Origin of the sequence: Nostoc sp. DedQUE08 (genome assembly GCF_034530895.1) — a bacterium.
In the GTDB taxonomy this organism is placed as follows: Bacteria; Cyanobacteriota; Cyanobacteriia; order Cyanobacteriales; family Nostocaceae; genus Nostoc.
This window is the reverse complement of the sequence record NZ_JAVRCD010000028.1, coordinates 15,081-34,527: the sequence shown is the minus strand read 5'-3', so window position 1 is coordinate 34,527 and position 19,447 is coordinate 15,081. Positions and strand designations below refer to the sequence as shown.

21 protein-coding genes are annotated in these 19,447 nt (G+C 41.7%); 19 read left to right on the top strand and 2 right to left on the bottom strand.

All coding sequences use genetic code 11. The annotated features are described in order from the left end of the window. Nucleotides 1–279: 279 nt before the first annotated feature. The 11 genes from RMY64_RS19245 (at nucleotide 280) to kdpA (ending at nucleotide 7,472) form a co-directional block, all read left to right on the top strand. Nucleotides 280–465, top strand: a complete 186-nt coding sequence (locus RMY64_RS19245; protein ID WP_322700863.1) for a hypothetical protein — start codon at nucleotides 280–282, stop codon at nucleotides 463–465. Next, a complete protein-coding gene (locus RMY64_RS19240; RefSeq protein WP_322674652.1) occupies nucleotides 462–665 on the top strand; it encodes a hypothetical protein in 204 nt (67 codons plus the stop codon). The genes RMY64_RS19245 and RMY64_RS19240 overlap by 4 nt, the downstream gene beginning before the upstream one ends. An 84-nt stretch (nucleotides 666–749) precedes the next feature. Continuing rightward, nucleotides 750–1,061 (top strand): hypothetical protein, encoded by a 312-nt coding sequence (locus RMY64_RS19235; protein WP_322674651.1) that lies wholly within the window; start codon nucleotides 750–752, stop codon nucleotides 1,059–1,061. Nucleotides 1,062–1,156: 95 nt separating this feature from the next. Further along, on the top strand, nucleotides 1,157–1,348 hold the full coding sequence (locus RMY64_RS19230) for a hypothetical protein (RefSeq protein ID WP_322674650.1): 192 nt from the start codon (nucleotides 1,157–1,159) through the stop codon (nucleotides 1,346–1,348). Nucleotides 1,349–1,449: 101 nt separating this feature from the next. Next, nucleotides 1,450–1,734: a hypothetical protein gene (locus tag RMY64_RS19225; RefSeq protein WP_322674649.1), complete on the top strand. Its 285-nt coding sequence runs from the start codon at nucleotides 1,450–1,452 to the stop codon at nucleotides 1,732–1,734. After that, nucleotides 1,731–2,036 (top strand): hypothetical protein, encoded by a 306-nt coding sequence (locus RMY64_RS19220; RefSeq protein ID WP_322700862.1) that lies wholly within the window; start codon nucleotides 1,731–1,733, stop codon nucleotides 2,034–2,036. Before RMY64_RS19225 ends, RMY64_RS19220 begins: the two co-directional genes overlap by 4 nt. A gap of 1 nt (nucleotide 2,037) precedes the next feature. After that, nucleotides 2,038–2,235, top strand: coding sequence for a hypothetical protein (locus RMY64_RS19215; RefSeq protein WP_322674647.1), 198 nt, complete (start codon nucleotides 2,038–2,040; stop codon nucleotides 2,233–2,235). A 307-nt stretch (nucleotides 2,236–2,542) separates the two neighbouring features. After that, nucleotides 2,543–3,928, top strand: coding sequence for a transposase (locus RMY64_RS19210; protein WP_322700861.1), 1,386 nt, complete (start codon nucleotides 2,543–2,545; stop codon nucleotides 3,926–3,928). A gap of 87 nt (nucleotides 3,929–4,015) precedes the next feature. Next, the gene (locus tag RMY64_RS19205) at nucleotides 4,016–4,555 is read left to right on the top strand and encodes an ADP-ribosylglycohydrolase family protein (RefSeq protein ID WP_322674644.1); all 540 of its coding nucleotides are present in this window, start codon (nucleotides 4,016–4,018) and stop codon (nucleotides 4,553–4,555) included. A 109-nt stretch (nucleotides 4,556–4,664) separates the two neighbouring features. Continuing rightward, entirely contained in the window at nucleotides 4,665–5,216 is a 552-nt protein-coding gene (locus RMY64_RS19200; protein ID WP_322674643.1) for a hypothetical protein, read from the top strand. Between the two features lie 510 nt (nucleotides 5,217–5,726). Further along, on the top strand, nucleotides 5,727–7,472 hold the full coding sequence (kdpA, locus tag RMY64_RS19195; protein ID WP_322674642.1) for a potassium-transporting ATPase subunit KdpA: 1,746 nt from the start codon (nucleotides 5,727–5,729) through the stop codon (nucleotides 7,470–7,472). Here kdpA and RMY64_RS19190 read toward each other — a convergent pair. Then, nucleotides 7,425–7,775, bottom strand: coding sequence for a hypothetical protein (locus RMY64_RS19190; RefSeq protein ID WP_322700860.1), 351 nt, complete (start codon nucleotides 7,773–7,775; stop codon nucleotides 7,425–7,427). The genes kdpA and RMY64_RS19190 overlap by 48 nt on opposite strands. Nucleotides 7,776–7,820: 45 nt before the next feature. On the opposite strand from RMY64_RS19190, the gene kdpB reads away from it, so the two are divergent. The 8 genes from kdpB (at nucleotide 7,821) to RMY64_RS19150 (ending at nucleotide 18,373) form a co-directional block, all read left to right on the top strand. Then, on the top strand, nucleotides 7,821–9,962 hold the full coding sequence (kdpB, locus tag RMY64_RS19185; RefSeq protein WP_322682347.1) for a potassium-transporting ATPase subunit KdpB: 2,142 nt from the start codon (nucleotides 7,821–7,823) through the stop codon (nucleotides 9,960–9,962). A 4-nt stretch (nucleotides 9,963–9,966) separates the two neighbouring features. Next, nucleotides 9,967–10,236, top strand: coding sequence for a potassium-transporting ATPase subunit F (locus RMY64_RS19180; RefSeq protein ID WP_322700859.1), 270 nt, complete (start codon nucleotides 9,967–9,969; stop codon nucleotides 10,234–10,236). After that, complete coding sequence (gene kdpC / locus RMY64_RS19175) at nucleotides 10,236–10,874, top strand: K(+)-transporting ATPase subunit C (protein ID WP_322700858.1); 639 nt, start codon at nucleotides 10,236–10,238, stop codon at nucleotides 10,872–10,874. Before RMY64_RS19180 ends, kdpC begins: the two co-directional genes overlap by 1 nt. 303 nt (nucleotides 10,875–11,177) lie before the next feature. Next, nucleotides 11,178–11,543, top strand: coding sequence for a TrkA C-terminal domain-containing protein (locus RMY64_RS19170; RefSeq protein WP_322682350.1), 366 nt, complete (start codon nucleotides 11,178–11,180; stop codon nucleotides 11,541–11,543). Between the two features lie 129 nt (nucleotides 11,544–11,672). Continuing rightward, the gene (locus tag RMY64_RS19165; RefSeq protein ID WP_322674636.1) at nucleotides 11,673–12,071 is read left to right on the top strand and encodes a hypothetical protein; all 399 of its coding nucleotides are present in this window, start codon (nucleotides 11,673–11,675) and stop codon (nucleotides 12,069–12,071) included. A 135-nt stretch (nucleotides 12,072–12,206) separates the two neighbouring features. Further along, entirely contained in the window at nucleotides 12,207–13,667 is a 1,461-nt protein-coding gene (locus RMY64_RS19160) for a hypothetical protein (RefSeq protein ID WP_322674635.1), read from the top strand. Between the two features lie 175 nt (nucleotides 13,668–13,842). Next, entirely contained in the window at nucleotides 13,843–16,026 is a 2,184-nt protein-coding gene (pabB, locus tag RMY64_RS19155; RefSeq protein WP_322700857.1) for an aminodeoxychorismate synthase component I, read from the top strand. Between the two features lie 580 nt (nucleotides 16,027–16,606). Beyond that, complete coding sequence (locus tag RMY64_RS19150) at nucleotides 16,607–18,373, top strand: iron uptake porin (RefSeq protein WP_322700856.1); 1,767 nt, start codon at nucleotides 16,607–16,609, stop codon at nucleotides 18,371–18,373. Nucleotides 18,374–18,460: 87 nt separating this feature from the next. Here RMY64_RS19150 and RMY64_RS19145 read toward each other — a convergent pair whose 3' ends face one another. Beyond that, a complete protein-coding gene (locus RMY64_RS19145; protein WP_322700855.1) occupies nucleotides 18,461–19,447 on the bottom strand; it encodes a D-glycerate dehydrogenase in 987 nt (328 codons plus the stop codon).

The following is a 19,447-nucleotide window of genomic DNA, read 5'->3' as shown; positions in this document are numbered from 1 at the left end:
CCCATTTTACATACAGAAAACTAATTCTCATATAGAAAACTGTTGACAGGAGGTTTTCTGTATGATTAACATAACATTAGTTTCTCACATAGAAAACTATTTTTAGCTCCCTCCCCACATTTGCCACCGTGCCCGTGAGGACTATATGGAGCAAGCACCCGCACCACTGCATAAGCCCCGGCGCGGAAACACCCTAATCACCAGAGAACCGAGCGCAAACACGCGTTGTCTGCGCGGTGATATTTTGATGTCTGCACACCTAACAACCCAGGAAACAAGATGACAACCACAGTCCAAGAATTGATTGATGTCCTGAAAGACTACCCCGGTGCAACGGTGGTAACTATAAAAATTGCTGCCGACGATCAAGAATTTGAGATCGTTGATTTCAAGTCTGAAGCCAAAGGCTTGAATATCCTCGTCGGCAGTAAGGCAGAGGAGGACGAGGAGGAGGAGATGAAATGAAGGTCAAATATCTGATTGAAAAACTGCAAGGCTTCCAGCCAGAGGCAGAGATAGCCATCAAAGATATTGACCGTGAGGAATTTTTCATTAGAGATATCCACCAAGTAACCAAACTAGACAAAGCATTAAACACCACTGGATTCAAGGTGAATATCGTAATTACGACGGATATGGAGGACGAGGAGGAGGAGGAAGACTAATTGAAAAGGCGATCGCCTACCATCCCTGAACTGGAGCGATCGCCAAGTTTACGATATTTATTTGCATTGAGGAGATTTTAGCAATTGTCAAAGCCAATCGGACATTTTACTAGTTACACCTTAAACGACGGTTCCTTGCTGGAATCGCTCCAACAGGAGTACGGGCCTACATTTGAGCAGATGACCAAACGCGAGAAGCTGTTTTTAATTAGTGCGATCGCGATTCAACTTTGCGATCAAGCACCGGGGAGCTGCCGCGAAGAAATCTATGTAGTAGGTCATCAAATCAACAGTTCTTTGCCAATGCACGACAGAGAGGGATTAATCGAAGCGCTGACTAATCAAGTGCGTTGGGGCCGCAGTCTTTTAGACACGGAGACATTGCCTATGGAATAAACACCCTAACTACAACACCCCTGAATATATATGGTTGCGCCAGCGTGACTGGTAACATTTGTGCTGGTCTTTTTTACAAAATTGGATTTTAGATTATGAATTACCCCGATGAATTGAGGCAGTGGGCAATTTTTGAGCGCCTGTCCACTGGTGAAAATGTTTGTAACTGCCGATTTCGCAAACGCTCCGATGCCGATGCTTATGTGAGCCTTCTGCGTCGTGGCAGCGGGAAGTTTGAAGTAGTTTTCGACCCGCAGCCGCAACCCCAGGAAGTTACCCAAGGATAGCTCAAAATTCTTTTGCGATCGCGTTCCTCATGCAGCGCGATCGCAACTGATTAATCGATCCAAACACTTGAAACAGGACTTGTAAAAAATATCACAAAAACATGACCAAAAACATAAAATTCATTACTTATTACGATTTAGATAGAGAAAACAAGCATGGTTTCTCTTCTAAAGCATTTCCGCCTACCGAGCAAACTCTAGCGCTTAAAGAGCAGATTATTCCTGGGGCTTTTGGTTATCCAGATATGTATATCCGGTACATGAAATTAAGATACAGCAATCAGGATTACCCAATAATTTGCATGACCGATTATGAACTTGATGAAACTAAAAGATTAGAAATTTTTGCGGGGGCTGTGAAGTTTCTAGGAGAGCCAGAAGTTTGATGTTTGGCTTTGATGGTGATACTAAAGGGCTAAAAATTATTCTGAATCGAATTGCCAGTAATGATGATTCTGGAAAATTAACCCACAAAGAAGTAAGAGCTTATGCAAGATGTATGCTTGCAATTTTTGAATTTTTGAAAATAGATACAGAGTTAGAAGCAGAAATCAAAATTTTGCTTGCAGCGCTTTCTGGAAGTGGCATTCCTCACTACGATCGTTCTTTTCTGGCTTCGAGCATATTGGAATTACTCGAACGAAATGACTTGTTAAAAATTCAAGAAACGTCAAAGGAATATTTTTAATATGACTAAAACTCCAAACATTCCAGAACCAGATCCAACCTGGGATTACTACATTGAATGGCACAAGTTAATTAGGGCTAAAACTCAGTTAGATAAATTAATTGAGTTTATCTCAAAGGTTGAAAATGCCACAGAAGAAACTCAAGAAATATTGATAAAGGACTTACAGTCACTTACCGACACTCTCGAAAGCATATAACCGCCTGATGATGGCTACCTGACACACTAGCCGAAACGGTGGAAGTTCCCCACCGTCGCGGGTTGTGTCCAAAGCACCCGCCCCACTGTTTCTAGAGAATGGGGCGTTATTAACGAATCGCACACCCATAAAGTGGGGTGTTGTAATTTTCAAGCGCACCTTCCCTAGATATGCCGGGATAAGCCCAGCGTTAAGAGTGAATCGCGCCCCTGAATTGGGATGTTAGGAGGATTCGAGCGTCAAACCTGGGACTTTTAATTCGTGTTTGCACCACGAATATCAAGAAACTCCAATTATCAGCAGAACCATGACAATTAAATCAATTACATCCTTGGGAGTTGATGTTAGCAAGTCGTCGATAACTTGCCATATTTTATCACAATACCCATTAGGAGGATTAAAGACGTATTGGCAAAAAACTAGAATTAAAGCCAATAGTTTATTTCCTAGTTTTTACTCTAGTCCTAAGCCAAACACCAATCAAAAATCAGCTTTCGATTTTGCCAACTATGTTATGGAAAACAAAGTAGATATTGCAATACTCGAACCAACAGGAAATCATTACTCAAGACTTTGGGCCCAAATACTGGAAAGTTTAGGAATTAAAATCCTTTGGGTTGGGCATATTGAGTTGCGGCGCTATCGCGGCGGCAAAAATTTACCCAATAAATCCGATGCTGCTGATGCCTTGGCAATGGCTGCATACGCTCAAGATCAAGAAAATTATTTAGAATCTGGAGAATTGAACGAGCGCCAATTCCTAATGCACCGACCAGTACCAATTGACCAGATCCGGGAACTAGTGCAAAAACTCGAACACCTTAACCGCGTTCAGTCACCAATTATCAATTACACTCGCCAGTCGCTAGCTTGGCAATTTCCGGAAAAAGCACACAGTAAAAGCAAGAGTACCAAGCCCGGAAACGTTCCGCCGCTATGGGGATGGTTAGCACAAAGAGAATCGGAAGTACACCCACAAAGCTACAAATCAATTGCAAGGCTTTACCAAAAATCAATTAGCCGCGAACTTGGACTAGACATAGATCCAATTGTGCGGTTGCATGGTGACTGGCTTTGTGACATTAACATCGAGGAGCAGCGCCTAGAGTTTGAACTTAAGGCGCTGGTCAACGATCCGCTGTTCAAAACCTATAACCAAATTTTTGACCAGTTTAATTTTGGTCTAAGGATTCGCGCCAGGCTGCTCAGTCGCATCTACCCGTTTGAAGCCTTCCTTACTAATGGCAAACAGCTGATCGAGCGAGAAGTCCGAGAAGTAAAGAAAAAGGAGGTCACACGGGAAAAGGGTAAGCGTGTGGTGAAATTTCTTCCCGGTGACGTAAAGAGAGTCAAGCGTAACCGCAGCCGCGACGCTTTCAAGCTCAGGTTAGGTATGGGAACAGTTCTTGAACAGTCTGGAGATAGTCTAGTTGAAGTAGGTAGCGGCTCGGCATTGTGTCGAATGACCTTCTGGCAATACGTAATCACCAAGGTTGAAATTGACGACCGCTTGCCTGACAATCCGATCGCCAATGAAATTGCCGTTTACAAAGAAACTCTCAAAGGTAAGGTTGATGCTTCAGGCAGACAGTTACTCAACGGTAAACACTTGCAAAATAAGCTGATGTCTAAAGTTGCTAACCTTCTGTTTCGGGAGTTATCAAGAGCGATCGCGGTTAACGATCGTGGTTAACGATCGTTGACCGTTGACTAATTAAAATTTCCCCTCAAGAATTTTAAAAGCTTGAGGGGTTGTTAAAATTCGCTGAAGGTTATTAGAGTGAAAATTAACCCTGATAGTGACAAAAGCGGGGGAGCAATGCGTGCAGCACCCATTGGCATTTATCCCACACCAGAAAAAGTCATTGAGGCGGCAACAATTCAAGCGGCAATTACCCACAATACAACCGATGGTATCAATGCTGCCGTTGCGGCTGCCTTAATGTCGCATTATTTTATCTATCGACTGGGAGCAAAACGCAAATTAGGACGGTTTCTGGAAGGTTATGTATCTGGAGAGTGGAATAAACCGTGGGAAGGTAAAGTCAAGTCCAAAGGCTGGATGAGTGTCAGAGCAGCGATTACCGCGGTGATGCGTAATGACAGTATGAGCGAACTTTTACAAGATTGTATCGCTTTTACTGGGGATGTTGATACAGTAGCCGCGATCGCCTTGGCTGCTGGTTCTTGTAGCGAGGAAATTACTCAAGACATTCCCAATCATCTTGTCGCAGGGTTAGAGAATGGAGCTTACGGTAGAGATTACCTGATAGAACTGGATAAGCAGTTAATGAGTTTGGTGGGTAAAAAGATCGGCTAAATCTAATACATCAAAGTAGTTAAGTTCAGATGCTCAAAAGGCTATATTTTAGTGTTTAATTTTAAGTTAGATAATCGAAAGCATATTTCAAGCCAACCAAGCCAAATTGATGAATCATACTCTAGCTTCTACTTTAGGAGAAGTACAAACAAAAATATATTGGCTCCATGATGCTGAAAAATTTGCTGAATTGGCAGAAGCAGCAACTAAAATATATATTAAACTTGGATATGACCAACAAAAAGCAGAAAATGTTGGTCGTTTAATTAGTGAAGCCTATCAGTTATCTGATGATGCTGATTTAGCATACAAGGCTGGAGAAATTGAAAAAGAAATAAAATTTTATAATCAAGTAAAAGATAAATTTATAGAGATTGAGGCTATATTAGGTCTACAAAAAAATATAGCTGAACATCAAACCAAATGGTGGATACATTTTCGCCATAGACAGAAACTTCAAGTTATATATCACCTATTTTGGCAACATTTAAAACCTTTGGGCTTAACTTATTTATTTGTAGCTCTACAACTAACATATTATATGTTAAAGATATGCAAAGGTCATAATTTGCGCGATATAGAAATAACTCAAAAAAATGCTACAAAATATTGGATGCAATTATTAAAATGTAATATTACCAAATATCCATATTTAGGATAATTTGGTGTTTTGTAAAATATTTAAAGAAGTAAAGCGTAGCATCTCGTAGAGAAAGTGGTTTGATAAATTAAGCTTCTTGACGAATTGCGCGTAAATCATGGTTTTGTTTGTATTGTTGCAGTTGATAACCACTTTTTTAAGATTCTTACTCATTCCCTACGTAGTCAGTCAAGAAAGCTGAAAATTACTGTAATCCTCAAAGACTCAGCTAGTTTTAGTGTCAAATAGCTATTTGTTTAGTATTTAGCCATCCTTCTATATTTGCAGATATATATCGAGATAAACACTCTTATACATAGAAACATATATTTCTTATATAACCTAGTTTAAATATCAATTTATACCTTGTCTTCTTCAACAAAAAGCTCCATGATTGATTGAGAAAGCCCAGAACTATAGGTTGGTTAAGTTAATAAGTATGCCAATATACTTCATAAATATTTCCGATGCATAACAAGAAAATATCTGATATTTATCTCAAATTTACTTAGGTTGGAGTTTGATTAACTCATGCTAGAAGGATGGATTCAAATTGTATTAACGCTACTAATTGTAGTAGCAATTACTCCTGTTTTTGGGCGCTATATGGCGCGGGTCTACCTAGAGCAAAGTACTTTTCTCGATCCGATTTTGAATCCGGTTGAGCGAGTACTTTATGCTTTGGTTGGCGTTAAAACCAAAGAAAATATGACTGGCTGGCAGTATGGACGGGCAATCCTATACAGTAACGTCGCAATGGGGTTGCTGATTTTCTTGATTATTATGAATCAAGGATGGCTGCCATTAAATCCAACCAAGATAAATGCCCCAACTTGGGATACAGTACTGCATACAACTATTTCTTTTATTACTAACACTAACCAGCAGCACTATTCTGGTGAAACCTACATGAGCTATGGCAGCCAAATGTGGGGACTTGGTTATCACATGTTTACTTCTGCTGCTACTGGTTTGTCGGTAGGGATTGCCTTTATTCGGGGATTGACTGGTAGATCGTTAGGCAATTTTTATGTAGATTTAATTCGCTCGATTACCCGAATTTTATTGCCTATTTGTATTGTGGGCGCGATCGCTCTTATGGCAGCTGGTGTTCCTGAAACACTGGGGGGTGCGGTTGTATTCCCCACCTTGGAAGATGCGAATATTAGTCAAGCGATCGCTCGTGGCCCTGTTGCTCATTTTGAAATTATCAAGCAATTAGGGGAAAACGGCGGCGGCTTTTTCGCCATCAACTCCGCACACCCCTTTGAAAATCCCAACGGATTTTCAAACTTGATTCAAATTGTGGCGATGATTTCAATTCCCACGTCCCTGATTTATACCTACGGTTTATTTGCTAATAACACCAAGCAAGCCTGGTTAGTATATGGCATGGTTAGTGTGCTTTTCATCGTATTTGTCGTTATCAATGCCATTGGGGAATATAACGGCAATCCGGCTGTGAATGCACTGCTGGGTAGTCAGCAACCGAATCTAGAGGGTAAAGAAGTGCGGTTTGGTTGGGCACAATCTGCCTTGTTCGCAACAGTTACAACAGGCACGATGACCGGCGCTGTTAATAGTTTACATGACTCCTTCATGCCCAACGGTGGTTTTATTACCCTTTCCAATATGTTCCTGCAAATTATTTGGGGTGGACAGGGTACGGGAACCGCTTATCTATTCGCTTACCTAATTCTCGCTGTGTTCGCTACAGGGTTGATGGTGGGACGCACACCAGAATTTTTGGGACGCAAGATTGAGAAGCGCGAGGTTGTACTTGCTAGTTTTTTAATTCTCCTAGTTCACCCGATCGCAATTATGATTCCCGCAGGTATCGCCTTGGCGTTTCCCGATCAATTATCAGGAATTAGCAATCCCGGATTCCACGGTTTTGCTCAAGTTATCTATGAATACGCTTCCGCTGCTGCTAACAACGGTTCTGGCTTTGAAGGTTTGGGAGATTCACAACCTTCTCCTTTGGCGATCGCTACAGGTACAGCACCAACTTTAACCGCTTTGTGGTGGAACTTGAGTACCTGCTTCAGTTTAATTGCAGGACGCTATATTCCCATCATCGGTTTGCTGTTTTTAGCAGATAGTATGTCTCGTAAACAAGCTGTTCCTTATACCACTGGTACATTGCGAACGGATACTGGACTATTTACAGGCGTTACCGCAGGCGTGATTTTAATCCTGGGCGCACTTACATTCTTCCCAGTACTTGCATTAGGCCCCATTGGTGAAGCCTTTTTCATCGCTAAAGGCATTGGCTAAGAAGTGTAGAGGGGTAGAGGGGCAAAGGAGAGTTAGAACTTGAAGCATCTCTCTCAAAGACTCGTCCACGAGTATCAAAGACTCGTCCACGAGTATTAAAGACTCGTCCACGAGTATTAAAGACTCATTCACGAGTATCAAAGACTCGTCCACGAGTATCAAAGACTCGTCCACAAGTATTAAAGACTCGTCCACGAGTATCAAAGACTCGTCGGCGAGTATCAAAGACTCGTCCACGAGTATCAAAGACTCATCGCAAATGCCCCATGCCCCAATCCCCAATTCCCAATCCCCAATTCCCAATCCCCAATTCCCAATCCCCAATGCCCCATTCCCAAAATTTAATGTATGCCAATTACTACTGATTCTCCCTCGCCCCGTATTCCATCTGGAACTCGTGACTCGCGCAAACATACCCCCAAAACAGATATGCGGGGACTTTATCAAAGAGCAATTAGTGAGTCATTTGTCAAGCTCGATCCGCGAATTACTGTCAGAAATCCAGTGATGTTTGTTGTTTGGGTAGGGACAATTATCACCTTGCTTGTTACCCTAAACCCAAATTTGTTTGGCACAATCCAGGCAGATGTTAACCAACAACGCGTTTTAAACGGGTTGATTACCTTTATTCTCTTTTTTACCCTCGTTTTTGCCAACTTTGCCGAAGCTGTAGCTGAAGGACGCGGTAAAGCACAAGCTGATTCATTAAGATCGACGCGATCGGATACGATCGCTAATAAAATCCTCCCCGATGGTTCGATAGAAAAAGTCAATTCTACGGAACTGCGACGGGGCGATTTGGTAAAAGTGGTTGCAAATAATATGATTCCCGCCGATGGGGATGTAATTAAAGGCATCGGTTCGGTAGATGAGTCGGCAATTACTGGGGAATCTGCCCCGGTGCTGAAGCAACCAGGTACAGATATTGCCAGTTCGGTGACAGGCGGTACACGCCTACTCTCCGATGAGTTGACAATTCGCATTAGTGCCGATCCCGGACAAGGCTTTATCGATCGCATGATTGCCTTGGTAGAAGGAGCAGAACGCAGCAAAACTCCGAACGAGATTGCTTTGACGGTATTGTTGGCTGTGTTAACGCAGGTGTTCTTAATTGTGGTGGCAACTATGCCCCCATTTGTCGCCTACATCGCCAGCTTTATCAGCACAGCCTTTGGAGTTGAGGCGGGAAACAGTTTGCGGGCAGGTGCTAGCGTTGCTATTCTCATCTCGCTCTTAGTAGCATTAATTCCCACAACTATCGGTGGTTTACTCAGTGCGATTGGTATCGCCGGGATGGATAGAGTTGCTCAATTTAATGTCATTGCGACCTCTGGTCGAGCGGTAGAAGCTTGCGGTGACATCAACACCTTGGTGCTGGATAAGACAGGCACGATCACCTTGGGGAATCGGATGGCTGACGAATTTATTCCTCTGGATAATCACTCATTAATAGATGTGGCGCGAGTCTCCTTAGCTGCTAGCTTGTTTGACGAAACGCCAGAGGGCAAATCGATTGTAGTTTTAGCAGAAAAGTCCCAGGCTGGGGTAGACTTTAATATTGATAAAGCCGAAGGTGTAGAATTTTCCGCCAAAACCCGGATGAGTGGCACGAATCTACCCGATGGCAAACAAATTCGCAAAGGTGCAGTGGATGCCATTAAAGGATTTGTCCGTTCCCGTGGCGGCAATGTTCCTGATGATATAGATGCAGCTTATGAGCGAGTTTCCCGGTTGGGCGGTACACCCTTGGCTGTCTGCCAAGATGACAAAATTTATGGTGTTATCTACCTGAAAGATATTGTCAAACCTGGGTTGCGGGAGCGATTTGACCAACTCCGCCGCATGGGTGTTCGCACGATCATGCTCACAGGTGACAACCGGATTACCGCTTCGGTAATTGCCGAGGAAGCTGGGGTGGATGATTTCATTGCCGAAGCAACTCCAGAAGACAAAATTGAGGTGATTCGCTCGGAACAATCTGAGGGTAAACTGGTGGCAATGACTGGGGATGGTACGAACGATGCACCTGCTTTGGCTCAAGCAAATGTGGGTGTGGCGATGAATTCGGGGACGCAAGCTGCCAAAGAAGCTGCTAACATGGTGGACTTAGACTCAGACCCCACGAAGTTAATTGACTTAGTAACCATAGGTAAACAGTTACTAATTACTCGTGGGGCGTTGACAACATTCTCCATCGCTAACGATATTGCCAAGTATTTTGCGATCATTCCCACAATCTTTGCGGCGGCTGGAATCGGCGCACTGAATATTATGGGATTAAAGAGTGCCCAATCTGCGATCGTCTCGGCGCTGATTTACAATGCCTTAATTATTCCGGCATTAATTCCGCTAGCACTCAGAGGGGTGAAATTTTTACCTTTAACAGCAGATCAACTGTTACGTCGTAACATCTTGATCTTTGGTCTTGGCGGTATCGTTGCTCCGTTCATTGCCATCAAACTGATAGATATTATCTTACCTTTGTCTTAATTCTATGAAACCCTTTCATATCCGACGCACTATTGCTGCATCCCAAGTATTAGAAGAAATAACTGACATCTGGTGTCAATGGCGTAGACAAAAGCTGCCACTGTATTTATTCTTGGCGATGTGTTTCAACCTAGTGGTTGCACCTCTAGTCTATGCCGCTACTGGCGAACAACTTTCCCGCAGTCAATCTTGGGGATTGGGACTGTTAGGACTGGTGACATTAGGGCTTTCCATCTATTTATTTTTCGTAATGTTTGTACCGGAGAAATTCTAATGAGTTTTGCACGTGAAGCTGGTAGAGCTGTTCGTTCTACCTTAGTACTCTGGGTTATTGGAGCGATTATTTATCCTTTTGCGATGATTGCCATTGGGCAAATTGTGTTTCCCTTTCAAGCAAACGGTAGTCTCTTGAAAAATGCTACAGGTCAAGTTGTCGGTTCTGCTTTGATTGGTCAACCTTTTAGTAGCGATCGCTATTTTAACAGCCGTCCCAGTACCACCAGCTACAGCACAGCCGATCCCAAAAAGGACGATGCGGGAGTTTTGAGAACTGGGGTTTCTGGCGCTAGTAACTTGGCTCCCAGTAATCCCGCATTAATGGAACGCATTAAAGGTAAAGATGACCCAGACCCCAGCAAAAAAGTTGAAGGTGACTTCAATCGTTTGAAAAAAGCAGGTGTGCAGCCGACTGGCGATTTAGTCTACACCTCCGGTTCCAGCCTTGACCCGCATATTACCCCGGAAGCTGCGATCGCACAAGTTGCACGAGTAGCCAAGGCGCGAGGAGTTCAACCGAACCAACTCGAAACTTTAATTTTCCAAAACACCGACGGCCGCTTTCTCGGCATCTTTGGCGAACCTGGAGTTAATGTGTTGAAGCTTAATTTAGCCCTAGATAAGATTAAGGCATAAAGGCTTGAGAGAGTGCTGCTGATTCTTGCTATGCCTTCTATTCAAAATAGTTATCTATAGTAATCCTTAATGATTACTTCAAATCTAAATGTTAGATTCTCGGCTTAATTTAATAAGTCGAGAATCTAATTTTTAGTAGGTATATATAAAACCTATATCTCTAAACATATACCTAATTAACTAATTAATAAACACATACTCTATTTATTTAACACATTTTATATATCTTCAAAATATATCTCTGCAACAGCAGCTTTTACTCGTAAAGTATTGGACAATACTATTAGAGTTAAAAAACATTTTGTGCTGAAAACTAAAAAAACTTTAGAGCCAAGTCTGTTTGGTGTTTTTATCGAAGATAATAGCGTTTACTGTGGCATTCATTTAAGTGATATTAAATTACCGAGTAAATGCATTTTTCTAGGAGTTTTAAGAGAAACTCAAGTTATTTCAGTAACAGATAATCCTAGTATTTTCGCCGGAGATTACATTTTAGCAATAGCAACCGATCCGATGATGGTTCCCGCTCTCAAAGTGACTCTTAAAAAAATTCATTCTGTTTACTATTCCCTCAATAGTTGCTTATTGGAAGCTCGACTAAGAGAAAGTCAATCTGTTAATTCAAATTACCCAGACCTATCAAGTACTTTCAATTCCACATATTATTAGACAGATGAACATTTCTCGAATAAAGGCAGGAGGCAGTTCGAGCTTGCAGCAAGAGTAAGAAGATATATTTTTGCCTCCTGCCTCTTTAACTTTACTGGATCTGAGTTCGACTAACTAAAGGTTATTAATATGCATACTTCGGAGCTTTTCCGACTTTATGTATCCGCCCACAAAAATGTTCATCAGTCCACCCTGATTGAAGCTAACCTGTCTAAGGCAACACATAGTGACACAAAACCACATGACGGAGACATTCCCTTTGTAGCAGTGTTTTTGGCTCACATTTCCTTTATGATTGTTTGGGCAATTGTTGTTTTTCTAGTTTCATCTGTCTGCAAAGCACTAGAAGATCCCCCAGAAAATGCGGCGCCAGATAAAGATGAAATAGTAAGCATTAAAGATTTAGAGCAACATAACTGTAAAAAATGCCAATTTTTTAACAATAACTATTTTCTAAAGTGTGCAGTACATCCTACCACTGCTCTAACGAAACAAGCACTCAATTGTTCTGACTACAGCCCTAAATAGGTGAATTTATGCCTATGCTGCTAATCTCCAGTATGCAAATTTGCAGTGGCAGATATTCTGGAAGCAGTTAGCCTGAAAACTTTCAAACTTTGTTTAAAGGTTAGAAAGTTCATTTGAAAAACCCAAACAAATTTTATGAAACAAAAAGAAACAGTATTTGTTATTCCGACTCATAGACTGAGAGATGTAGCACAGACCATCGAAAAGTATGATGAGAATTTCTGGGCAAATGGTCATGCTTTAAAAATTATCGTTTTTGACGATTCTAGCATTGCCAATCACGAGAAATATTATCCACTTTTAGAGCAGACTAAGACAGTCAATGATGTGTTTTATGTTGGGCCACAACAGAAAGAACAATTTATTACATTTTTAAACGAAAGACTGCGCGATCGCAAGCTAGAATCACTAGTCAAAAACTTATTCCGACCTAGTTATGGCGGAAATCGCAACTTCACTCTCATGTATACCCTTGGACATTTAATGGTTAGTGCAGATGACGATATGCGTCCAGATGCATTAATTGAAACTAGCCCAGAATCTTTATCTGGTGATGAAATATGCCGAGGAAAATTAATTAAATCTAATCAACAAGGTGGCTTCGTTCATAAATCTTTTGATTTACTCACGGCTTTTGGTGATGTTTTAGGTCAAAAAGCCAGTCATGTACCAGAAAACTTCGAGGCTGGAGAATTGGTACTTGATACAGCAATGGATTTAGAAACCAATACAACTAAAGGTTACTTTCGAGAAAACAGCCTTTTATTACAACAGGGGAGAGTCTTGAATAATGCGATCGTTAAGATTGCCCAAACTTTTCGCACAGGAACTAATGATATTGATACCCTTGATTTTATTCACATGTATCTCAATGATGAAAACCAAATTAGTCCCAATGACCTAAATGATTTTTATATTCTTACCAATTTTCGACCCGTTATTACTAACAAAAACTGGAGAATGGATTGTGGAGTCGCTGGATATGATAATCAGCTAGGTTTACCACCCTTTTTTCCAACTCGGCTCAGATTTGAGGATTATATCTACAGGATTTGGATACAGCAAGAAGGGATTGCAGCTGCACACGTTGATGCTGTTCAAAACCATATTAGAAATAACTATATGCGTAATCCTCTAGCTAGCGAACTATTTAATGAAGAAATATGTAGCTTGCTGAAAAAGAAGATTAAAAACAGTGTTTATCATCTTGACGATTTGGGAATCAAGTTTGATTATTCAGGCGAAGTCACTTTACAAGATTCTGAGGAAATCCTGGAAAAAATCTCTGCTATCCACAAGCAGGTAGTCAAAGCCTCAATATCTACCCAGAATGAAGAACGCAAGCAGTCACTTCAATTATTTGCTGAGAATTTATCGAGAGTCTTCTATGGATTTGAACCAGACTTTTTTCAGCAAAATGTTTCCAGAATTATCGATGATGTTATTAGCCAATTTCACGGCTCTCTAGAAATATGGCCAACTCTAGTAGAAATCTGTTACTTTTACAAAGATAAAAAGGATTTACCACAAATCAGGGTTAAAAACAAGAAGGTAAAGTCTAGAAATGGCACAAAATCGAGCGAAATTCTTGTATAAATGTGACCTTTGGCAAACAAGCCATCATTCATCCAGTAAAGTTTTCTGAAACCCTTTCTTTTTGAAGATGTGCCTATAGAACTTAAGCCAGATCCCCGGCTTCTTGAAGAAGTCGGGGATCTAATTTTTCACGAATGATTTAGGATTGCTATATGTGCTAGTTAAGTAACTATGTATGCAAACGCTAATTATTGATAACTATGACTCTTATACATTTAATCTTTACCAGATGATTGCCGAGGTAAATGGGGAACTACCTTTAGTAATTTATAACGATCGCCTTAACTGGGATGAATTAAAAGAAATTGCATTTGACAACATTGTGATTTCACCTGGCCCCGGTCGTCCAGAAAGGTCAGAAGATTTTGGAGTCTGTCGGCAAATAATTGAGAATGTGGATGTACCCTTGCTGGGAGTTTGTCTGGGACATCAAGGACTTGGCTACCTATATGGTGGAAGAGTAATTCATGCACCGGAAGTTCGACACGGCAGACTCAGTAAAATTTATCATAATAATTCAGAATTATTTCAAGGTATTCCTAATCAGTTTTCTGTGGTGCGTTATCATTCATTATTAGTTGCTGATGAACTACCTGAATGTTTAGAAAAAATTGCTTGGACTGAAGAAGGATTGGTGATGGGATTGCGTCATCGGCATTTACCTTTTTGGGGTGTGCAGTTTCACCCAGAGTCTATCTGTACAGAATATGGGCAAAGATTATTAGAAAACTTTCGAGATATTACGCAGCAATTTACAGAGAAATCGTCAATAAGTCCAGAAAAACAGTATCGGATTCGATATGGATCTGTTACTCCTACTGTAGATAAACCCTGCCTTCGCGCAGCGTCTCGTAGAGAAGAACAGGAAGATAAGTTTGAATTGTATACGCGCAAGTTAGATATCTGCCCAAATACAGAACAAATATTTGTGCAGTTGTTTGAGAATGCCCCCAATGCTTTTTGGTTAGATAGCAGCCGTGTGGAATTTGGTCTATCTCGCTTTTCATTTATGGGTGATGGAAGCGGGGTTAACAGTCTATTGGTACGATATAATACCGAAACGCAAGAAATCATCGTCACCCAGTCAGATACCGTAAGTCGTCACACCGAAAGTATTTTTGAGTATTTGAAGCGAGAAATAAACTGCCGATTTTGTCAATCTGATGAGTTACCTTTTGATTTTAACTGTGGATTTGTTGGCTATTTTGGCTATGAACTTAAGGCGGAGTGTGGATCGTCATTGGTGCATTCTTCACCATTACCTGATGCAATTTTCTTACTTGCCGATCGCATGATTGCGATCGATCATCAAGAACAGTGTATTTATTTGCTGCAATTAATCAAAAAAGGACAAACAGAGCAGGTAGAAACTTGGTTTGATACTATTCAACAACAACTCGAAACTCTAGATCCTCTTTTTTCTCTTGTACCCCAAGAAAATTGTCAGCCTGTTAAGTTCCGTTTGAGTCGCACTTATCAAAATTACATTCAAGATATTCGCCAATGCTTGGACGAAATTCACGAAGGGGAAACTTATCAAGTTTGCCTGACTAATCAGCTGCACACCGATGCAACCCCCGATCCATTGACGTTCTATCGGACATTACGTAAAATCAATCCGGCTCCTTATTCTGCATTTTTACGCTTTGGTGAAATTGCGATCGCCTGCTCATCTCCAGAAAGGTTTTTACGGATCGATCGCCAAGGTTGGGTAGAAACTAAACCCATCAAGGGAACCCTACCACGAGGAGAAACCCCCGAAGCCGATTTCGTCCTCCGTGAGAAGCTACGCAACAGCGAAAAAGACCGAGCTGAAAATCTGATGATTGTCGATCTGTTACGCAATGATTTAGGACGAGTTTGTGAAGTTGGTAGCATCCACGTCCCAAAATTAATGGATGTGGAAACATACTCAACAGTACATCAGTTGGTAACAACGATACGCGGGCGATTACGTTCGGATTTACAAGCGGTGGATTGCGTGCAAGCTGCATTTCCCGGAGGATCGATGACTGGTGCGCCGAAAATCCGCACCATGCAAATTATCGATCGCTTAGAACAAGAGGCGCGGGGAATCTATTCAGGTGCGATCGGCTTTTTGGGGTTGAATGGTTCAGCCGATTTAAATATTGTGATTCGGACTGCTGTTTTGACTCCCAGTCAAACCTCCATTGGTATTGGTGGCGGAATTATAGCCCTTTCTGAGCCAGAGATGGAGTTTCAGGAAACGCTGCTTAAAGCCAAAGCCTTAATCGACGCTCTGCTTCTGACGATGCACGGAACATCTGAACCAGAAATGTATCCCATTTTGGGATTAGAAGCAACAACTGCCGATAGTTATGAAAAATTATCTGCCTAAATTAGGGGCTTAATCAAGCATTGAGATGTCTTTGGGGTCGCTATCCCAACACAAAACTGGCTACTATTAAAGATTATTTGCCGTTGGTAAAGATTTTTGATACTGATTTTCAAACTGTAAAGACGCGTTAGTGCAGCTGTAAGAAGTAAAATTTTGTGTCTTTACTAAAGATTTGAGGCTTAACTGAACAGTATTGATTTATCTGACTTCGGCAGGTTGGAGGTTCAAAATAATTAATAATCAATAATTACTAATTTGTCATCAAAACCTCATATATAAATACACTTTCTTGATTGAGGAATGAATTTAAAGACAAAAAGTAACTACCGCAGATCGGGATTAAAAACAAGAAGCTAAAGCCCATAAATAGCACAAAATCGAGCGAACTTACCCGATCAACTCAACCTTTGGCAAATAAGCCATTTGCAAAACGTGATGATTCCTTATCTGTAAAAAATTTCTTAGATATATAGCTTAATTAACAACAATCTGATAAGATTCCGAACAAGTAGAATAATCACTTATTCTCTTTTTCTTGAACCAACTGATTTTGGCTATTTTTTGGGAAAGGAAAATAAAAATGTCTCATCTATTGTGGAAAACTCTGGTACTAAGTCCAGTAGTTTTGGGAGTGACGGTGTTGGTTTCCGCTAAGGCTATAGCTGCTGCCGAAGTAGCAAGTTCTTCTGAAGATACAAAGCCAATAGCTGCTAGTGCTTCATCAATATTCATTCAAACAGAGCAACCAAAAGTTAATCAGCAATTGCTTGCCCAAAAGGCTGATGAAAATAAGGTTTTAGAAGAGGTTAATCGCTACAACAACGAAGGCAAGAACCAGAATTCATTGTCTCAAGTCACATCAGTTTCTCAATTTTCTGATGTACAGCCGACTGATTGGGCATTCCAAGCTTTGCAATCCTTGGTTGAGCGCTACGGTTGTATTGCTGGATACCCAAATTCTACTTACCGAGGCAATCGGGCACTGACTCGTTATGAGTTTGCCGCAGGTTTGAATGCTTGTTTAGATCGAGTTAATGAACTAATTGCCACAGCAACAGCTGACTTGGTGACAAAACAGGATTTGGCGACTCTCCAGCGTTTGCAGGAGGAATTCTCAGCAGAACTGGCAACTCTACGCGGTCGAGTAGATTCTCTAGAAGCACGGACTGCGGAACTAGAAGCTAATCAGTTTTCTACTACCACAAAATTGGTGGGTGAAGCTATTTTTGCTGTTAGTGATATTTTTGGCAATAACACTGGCGATGCGAATAATACTGTCTTCCAAGATCGGGTACGTTTAGACTTGCAAACCAGCTTCACGGGTAAAGACGTTTTACACACCCGTCTTGCAGCCGGTAATGCACTATCCTTTACACAAGTAGGAAATGATGGTGTTGGAATCAATACTTCTGAAGGTATACAAACTTTTCAAATCGGCGCCACTGGTAACAACAGTGTGATTATCGACTGGCTGGCGTATTACGTACCCATAGGTCCAGCCCAAGTCTACTTTGCGGGCACCGGAGGTATTCATAGCGATTATGTTGCCACTAATAACCCTTACTTTGAAGACTATGATGGCGGTAATGGTGCTTTGTCTACCTTTGCTTCTGAAAGTCCGATTTATCGCATTGGTGGCGGTGCAGGTGCGGCACTGACTTTACCCTTTGGTAAGGGTGGCAGTTTTTTCAAACCAAGTTCGCTGACTATCGGCTACTTGGCATCAAATGCTGCTAATTCCGTGGCAAATCAAGGTTTATTAGAGGGTAACTATGCAGCCTTGGGACAGTTGAACTTTAGTGTTGGCGATCGCTTATCTATAGCTGCTACCTACGTTCACGGTTATCATGGTGCTGGAAGTGGTAATTTATTCGATCTAGGTGGTGGTTTGGGTAGTACTATCCGCGTTGTAGGTACTAATCAAGCTAATACTCTAAGTACCTTAAACGGATCTTCCAGTAACTCTTACGGTATAGAAGCAGCTTTTAGACCTAGCGACAAACTGTCAGTCAGTGGCTTCGTTTCTTACCACGATATCACAGGCTTTGGTGCTGGTGATGATTATGAAGCTTGGAGTTACGGTCTTGGAGTGGCCTTACCTGACCTCGGTAAAAAGGGTAACGTTTTAGGGATTTTTGCTGGTGCAGAACCTTATGCCCGTAACCGAGGCGGAGTTTTTGCTGGTACTGGTAATGATATACCTTATCACTTTGAAGGCTTTTACAAGTATCGCGTGTCAGATAATATCTCAATCACCCCTGGCGTAATCTGGTTGACCTCTCCTGGTCAAAACAGCAATAACGATGATGCAATTATCGGTACGCTGAGAACAACTTTCACCTTCTAAAGGTTTACGCAATTTGCTTTAGGGACGCATAGTTATGCGTCCCTTTGAACTTCCGCCTTACGGTATTAGATTGAGGGCGTTCATAATTCATATCAGGCGTGAATTATAAATTTCAGGATTGACACAATTAGCCAAGCGATCGCCCCTTAATCCTGCGATTAAATTAGCGATCGCCATTGAAGCCATTTTTGAGCGCGTTTGACGGCTGGCGCTGCCAATATGCGGTGCAATAATTAAATTTTCTAAGGTTAACAACAGGCTATCGCTGGGAATCGGTTCGGGTTCAGTGACATCGACAGCCGCCGCCGCAATTTGACCGCTTGCAAGAGCGCGATACAAAGAATCTGGATCTACAATCGTTCCCCGCGCCGTGTTAATCAAAATAGCCGATCGCTTCATCAATTCAAATTGGCGATCGCTAATTAAATGATAAGTATCATCAGCCGATGGTGTATGCAGTGTCACAAAGTCTGATTCTTGCAGTAAGTGTTCTAACGTAGCAAACTCCACACCTAAAGATTGTTCTAACTCTGGGCTGCATCGTTGCCTACTCGTATACAATATCCGCATTTCAAACCCTTTAGCACGACGAGCAACTGCTTGACCAATTCGCCCAAAACCAACAATCCCCAAGGTAGCGCCCGTAACATTTGGTCCCAACAACAAATCTGGTTCCCAAGTCTGCCACAAACCTGCACGAGTAAATCGATCTGCCTCCACTAGTCGCCGTGCAGCTGCCATTAGTAATGCCCAGGCAAAATCTGCGGTAGCATCGGTTAACACCCCAGGAGTATTACCGACGGGAATTTGTCGTGCCGTAGCGGCGGCAATGTCAATGTTATCGTAACCCACCGCCATTTGACTGATAACTTTGAGTTTCCCAGACTCGATGAGTTGGCGATCGATTTGGTCAGTCAGCAGACATAGCAATCCATCTATTTCTTTGACTTTTTCTAGTAAAATTTCGTAGGGAGGGGGTTGACGTTCTGGCCAAACTTCCACCATCGCGAGCGATCGCAGTTGCTCTAATTCGATAGGTAGGCGACGAGTGACAAATACTTTAGCTTGAAGCAT

Bases quoted from the DNA above. Each gene is read 5' to 3' on its own strand.
- RMY64_RS19180 (WP_322700859.1), top strand. From the start codon at position 9,967: ATGAAACCCTTTCATATCCGACGCACTATTGCTGCATCCCAAGTATTA.
- RMY64_RS19200 (WP_322674643.1), top strand. From the start codon at position 4,665: ATGAATCATACTCTAGCTTCTACTTTAGGAGAAGTACAAACAAAAATA.
- pabB (WP_322700857.1), top strand. From the start codon at position 13,843: ATGCAAACGCTAATTATTGATAACTATGACTCTTATACATTTAATCTT.
- RMY64_RS19165 (WP_322674636.1), top strand. From the start codon at position 11,673: ATGCATACTTCGGAGCTTTTCCGACTTTATGTATCCGCCCACAAAAAT.
- RMY64_RS19145 (WP_322700855.1), bottom strand. From the start codon at position 19,447: ATGCTTCAAGCTAAAGTATTTGTCACTCGTCGCCTACCTATCGAATTA.
- RMY64_RS19210 (WP_322700861.1), top strand. From the start codon at position 2,543: ATGACAATTAAATCAATTACATCCTTGGGAGTTGATGTTAGCAAGTCG.
- RMY64_RS19150 (WP_322700856.1), top strand. From the start codon at position 16,607: ATGTCTCATCTATTGTGGAAAACTCTGGTACTAAGTCCAGTAGTTTTG.
- kdpC (WP_322700858.1), top strand. From the start codon at position 10,236: ATGAGTTTTGCACGTGAAGCTGGTAGAGCTGTTCGTTCTACCTTAGTA.
- kdpA (WP_322674642.1), top strand. From the start codon at position 5,727: ATGCTAGAAGGATGGATTCAAATTGTATTAACGCTACTAATTGTAGTA.
- kdpB (WP_322682347.1), top strand. From the start codon at position 7,821: ATGCCAATTACTACTGATTCTCCCTCGCCCCGTATTCCATCTGGAACT.
- RMY64_RS19215 (WP_322674647.1), top strand. From the start codon at position 2,038: ATGACTAAAACTCCAAACATTCCAGAACCAGATCCAACCTGGGATTAC.
- RMY64_RS19160 (WP_322674635.1), top strand. From the start codon at position 12,207: ATGAAACAAAAAGAAACAGTATTTGTTATTCCGACTCATAGACTGAGA.
- RMY64_RS19230 (WP_322674650.1), top strand. From the start codon at position 1,157: ATGAATTACCCCGATGAATTGAGGCAGTGGGCAATTTTTGAGCGCCTG.
- RMY64_RS19225 (WP_322674649.1), top strand. From the start codon at position 1,450: ATGACCAAAAACATAAAATTCATTACTTATTACGATTTAGATAGAGAA.
- RMY64_RS19245 (WP_322700863.1), top strand. From the start codon at position 280: ATGACAACCACAGTCCAAGAATTGATTGATGTCCTGAAAGACTACCCC.
- RMY64_RS19240 (WP_322674652.1), top strand. From the start codon at position 462: ATGAAGGTCAAATATCTGATTGAAAAACTGCAAGGCTTCCAGCCAGAG.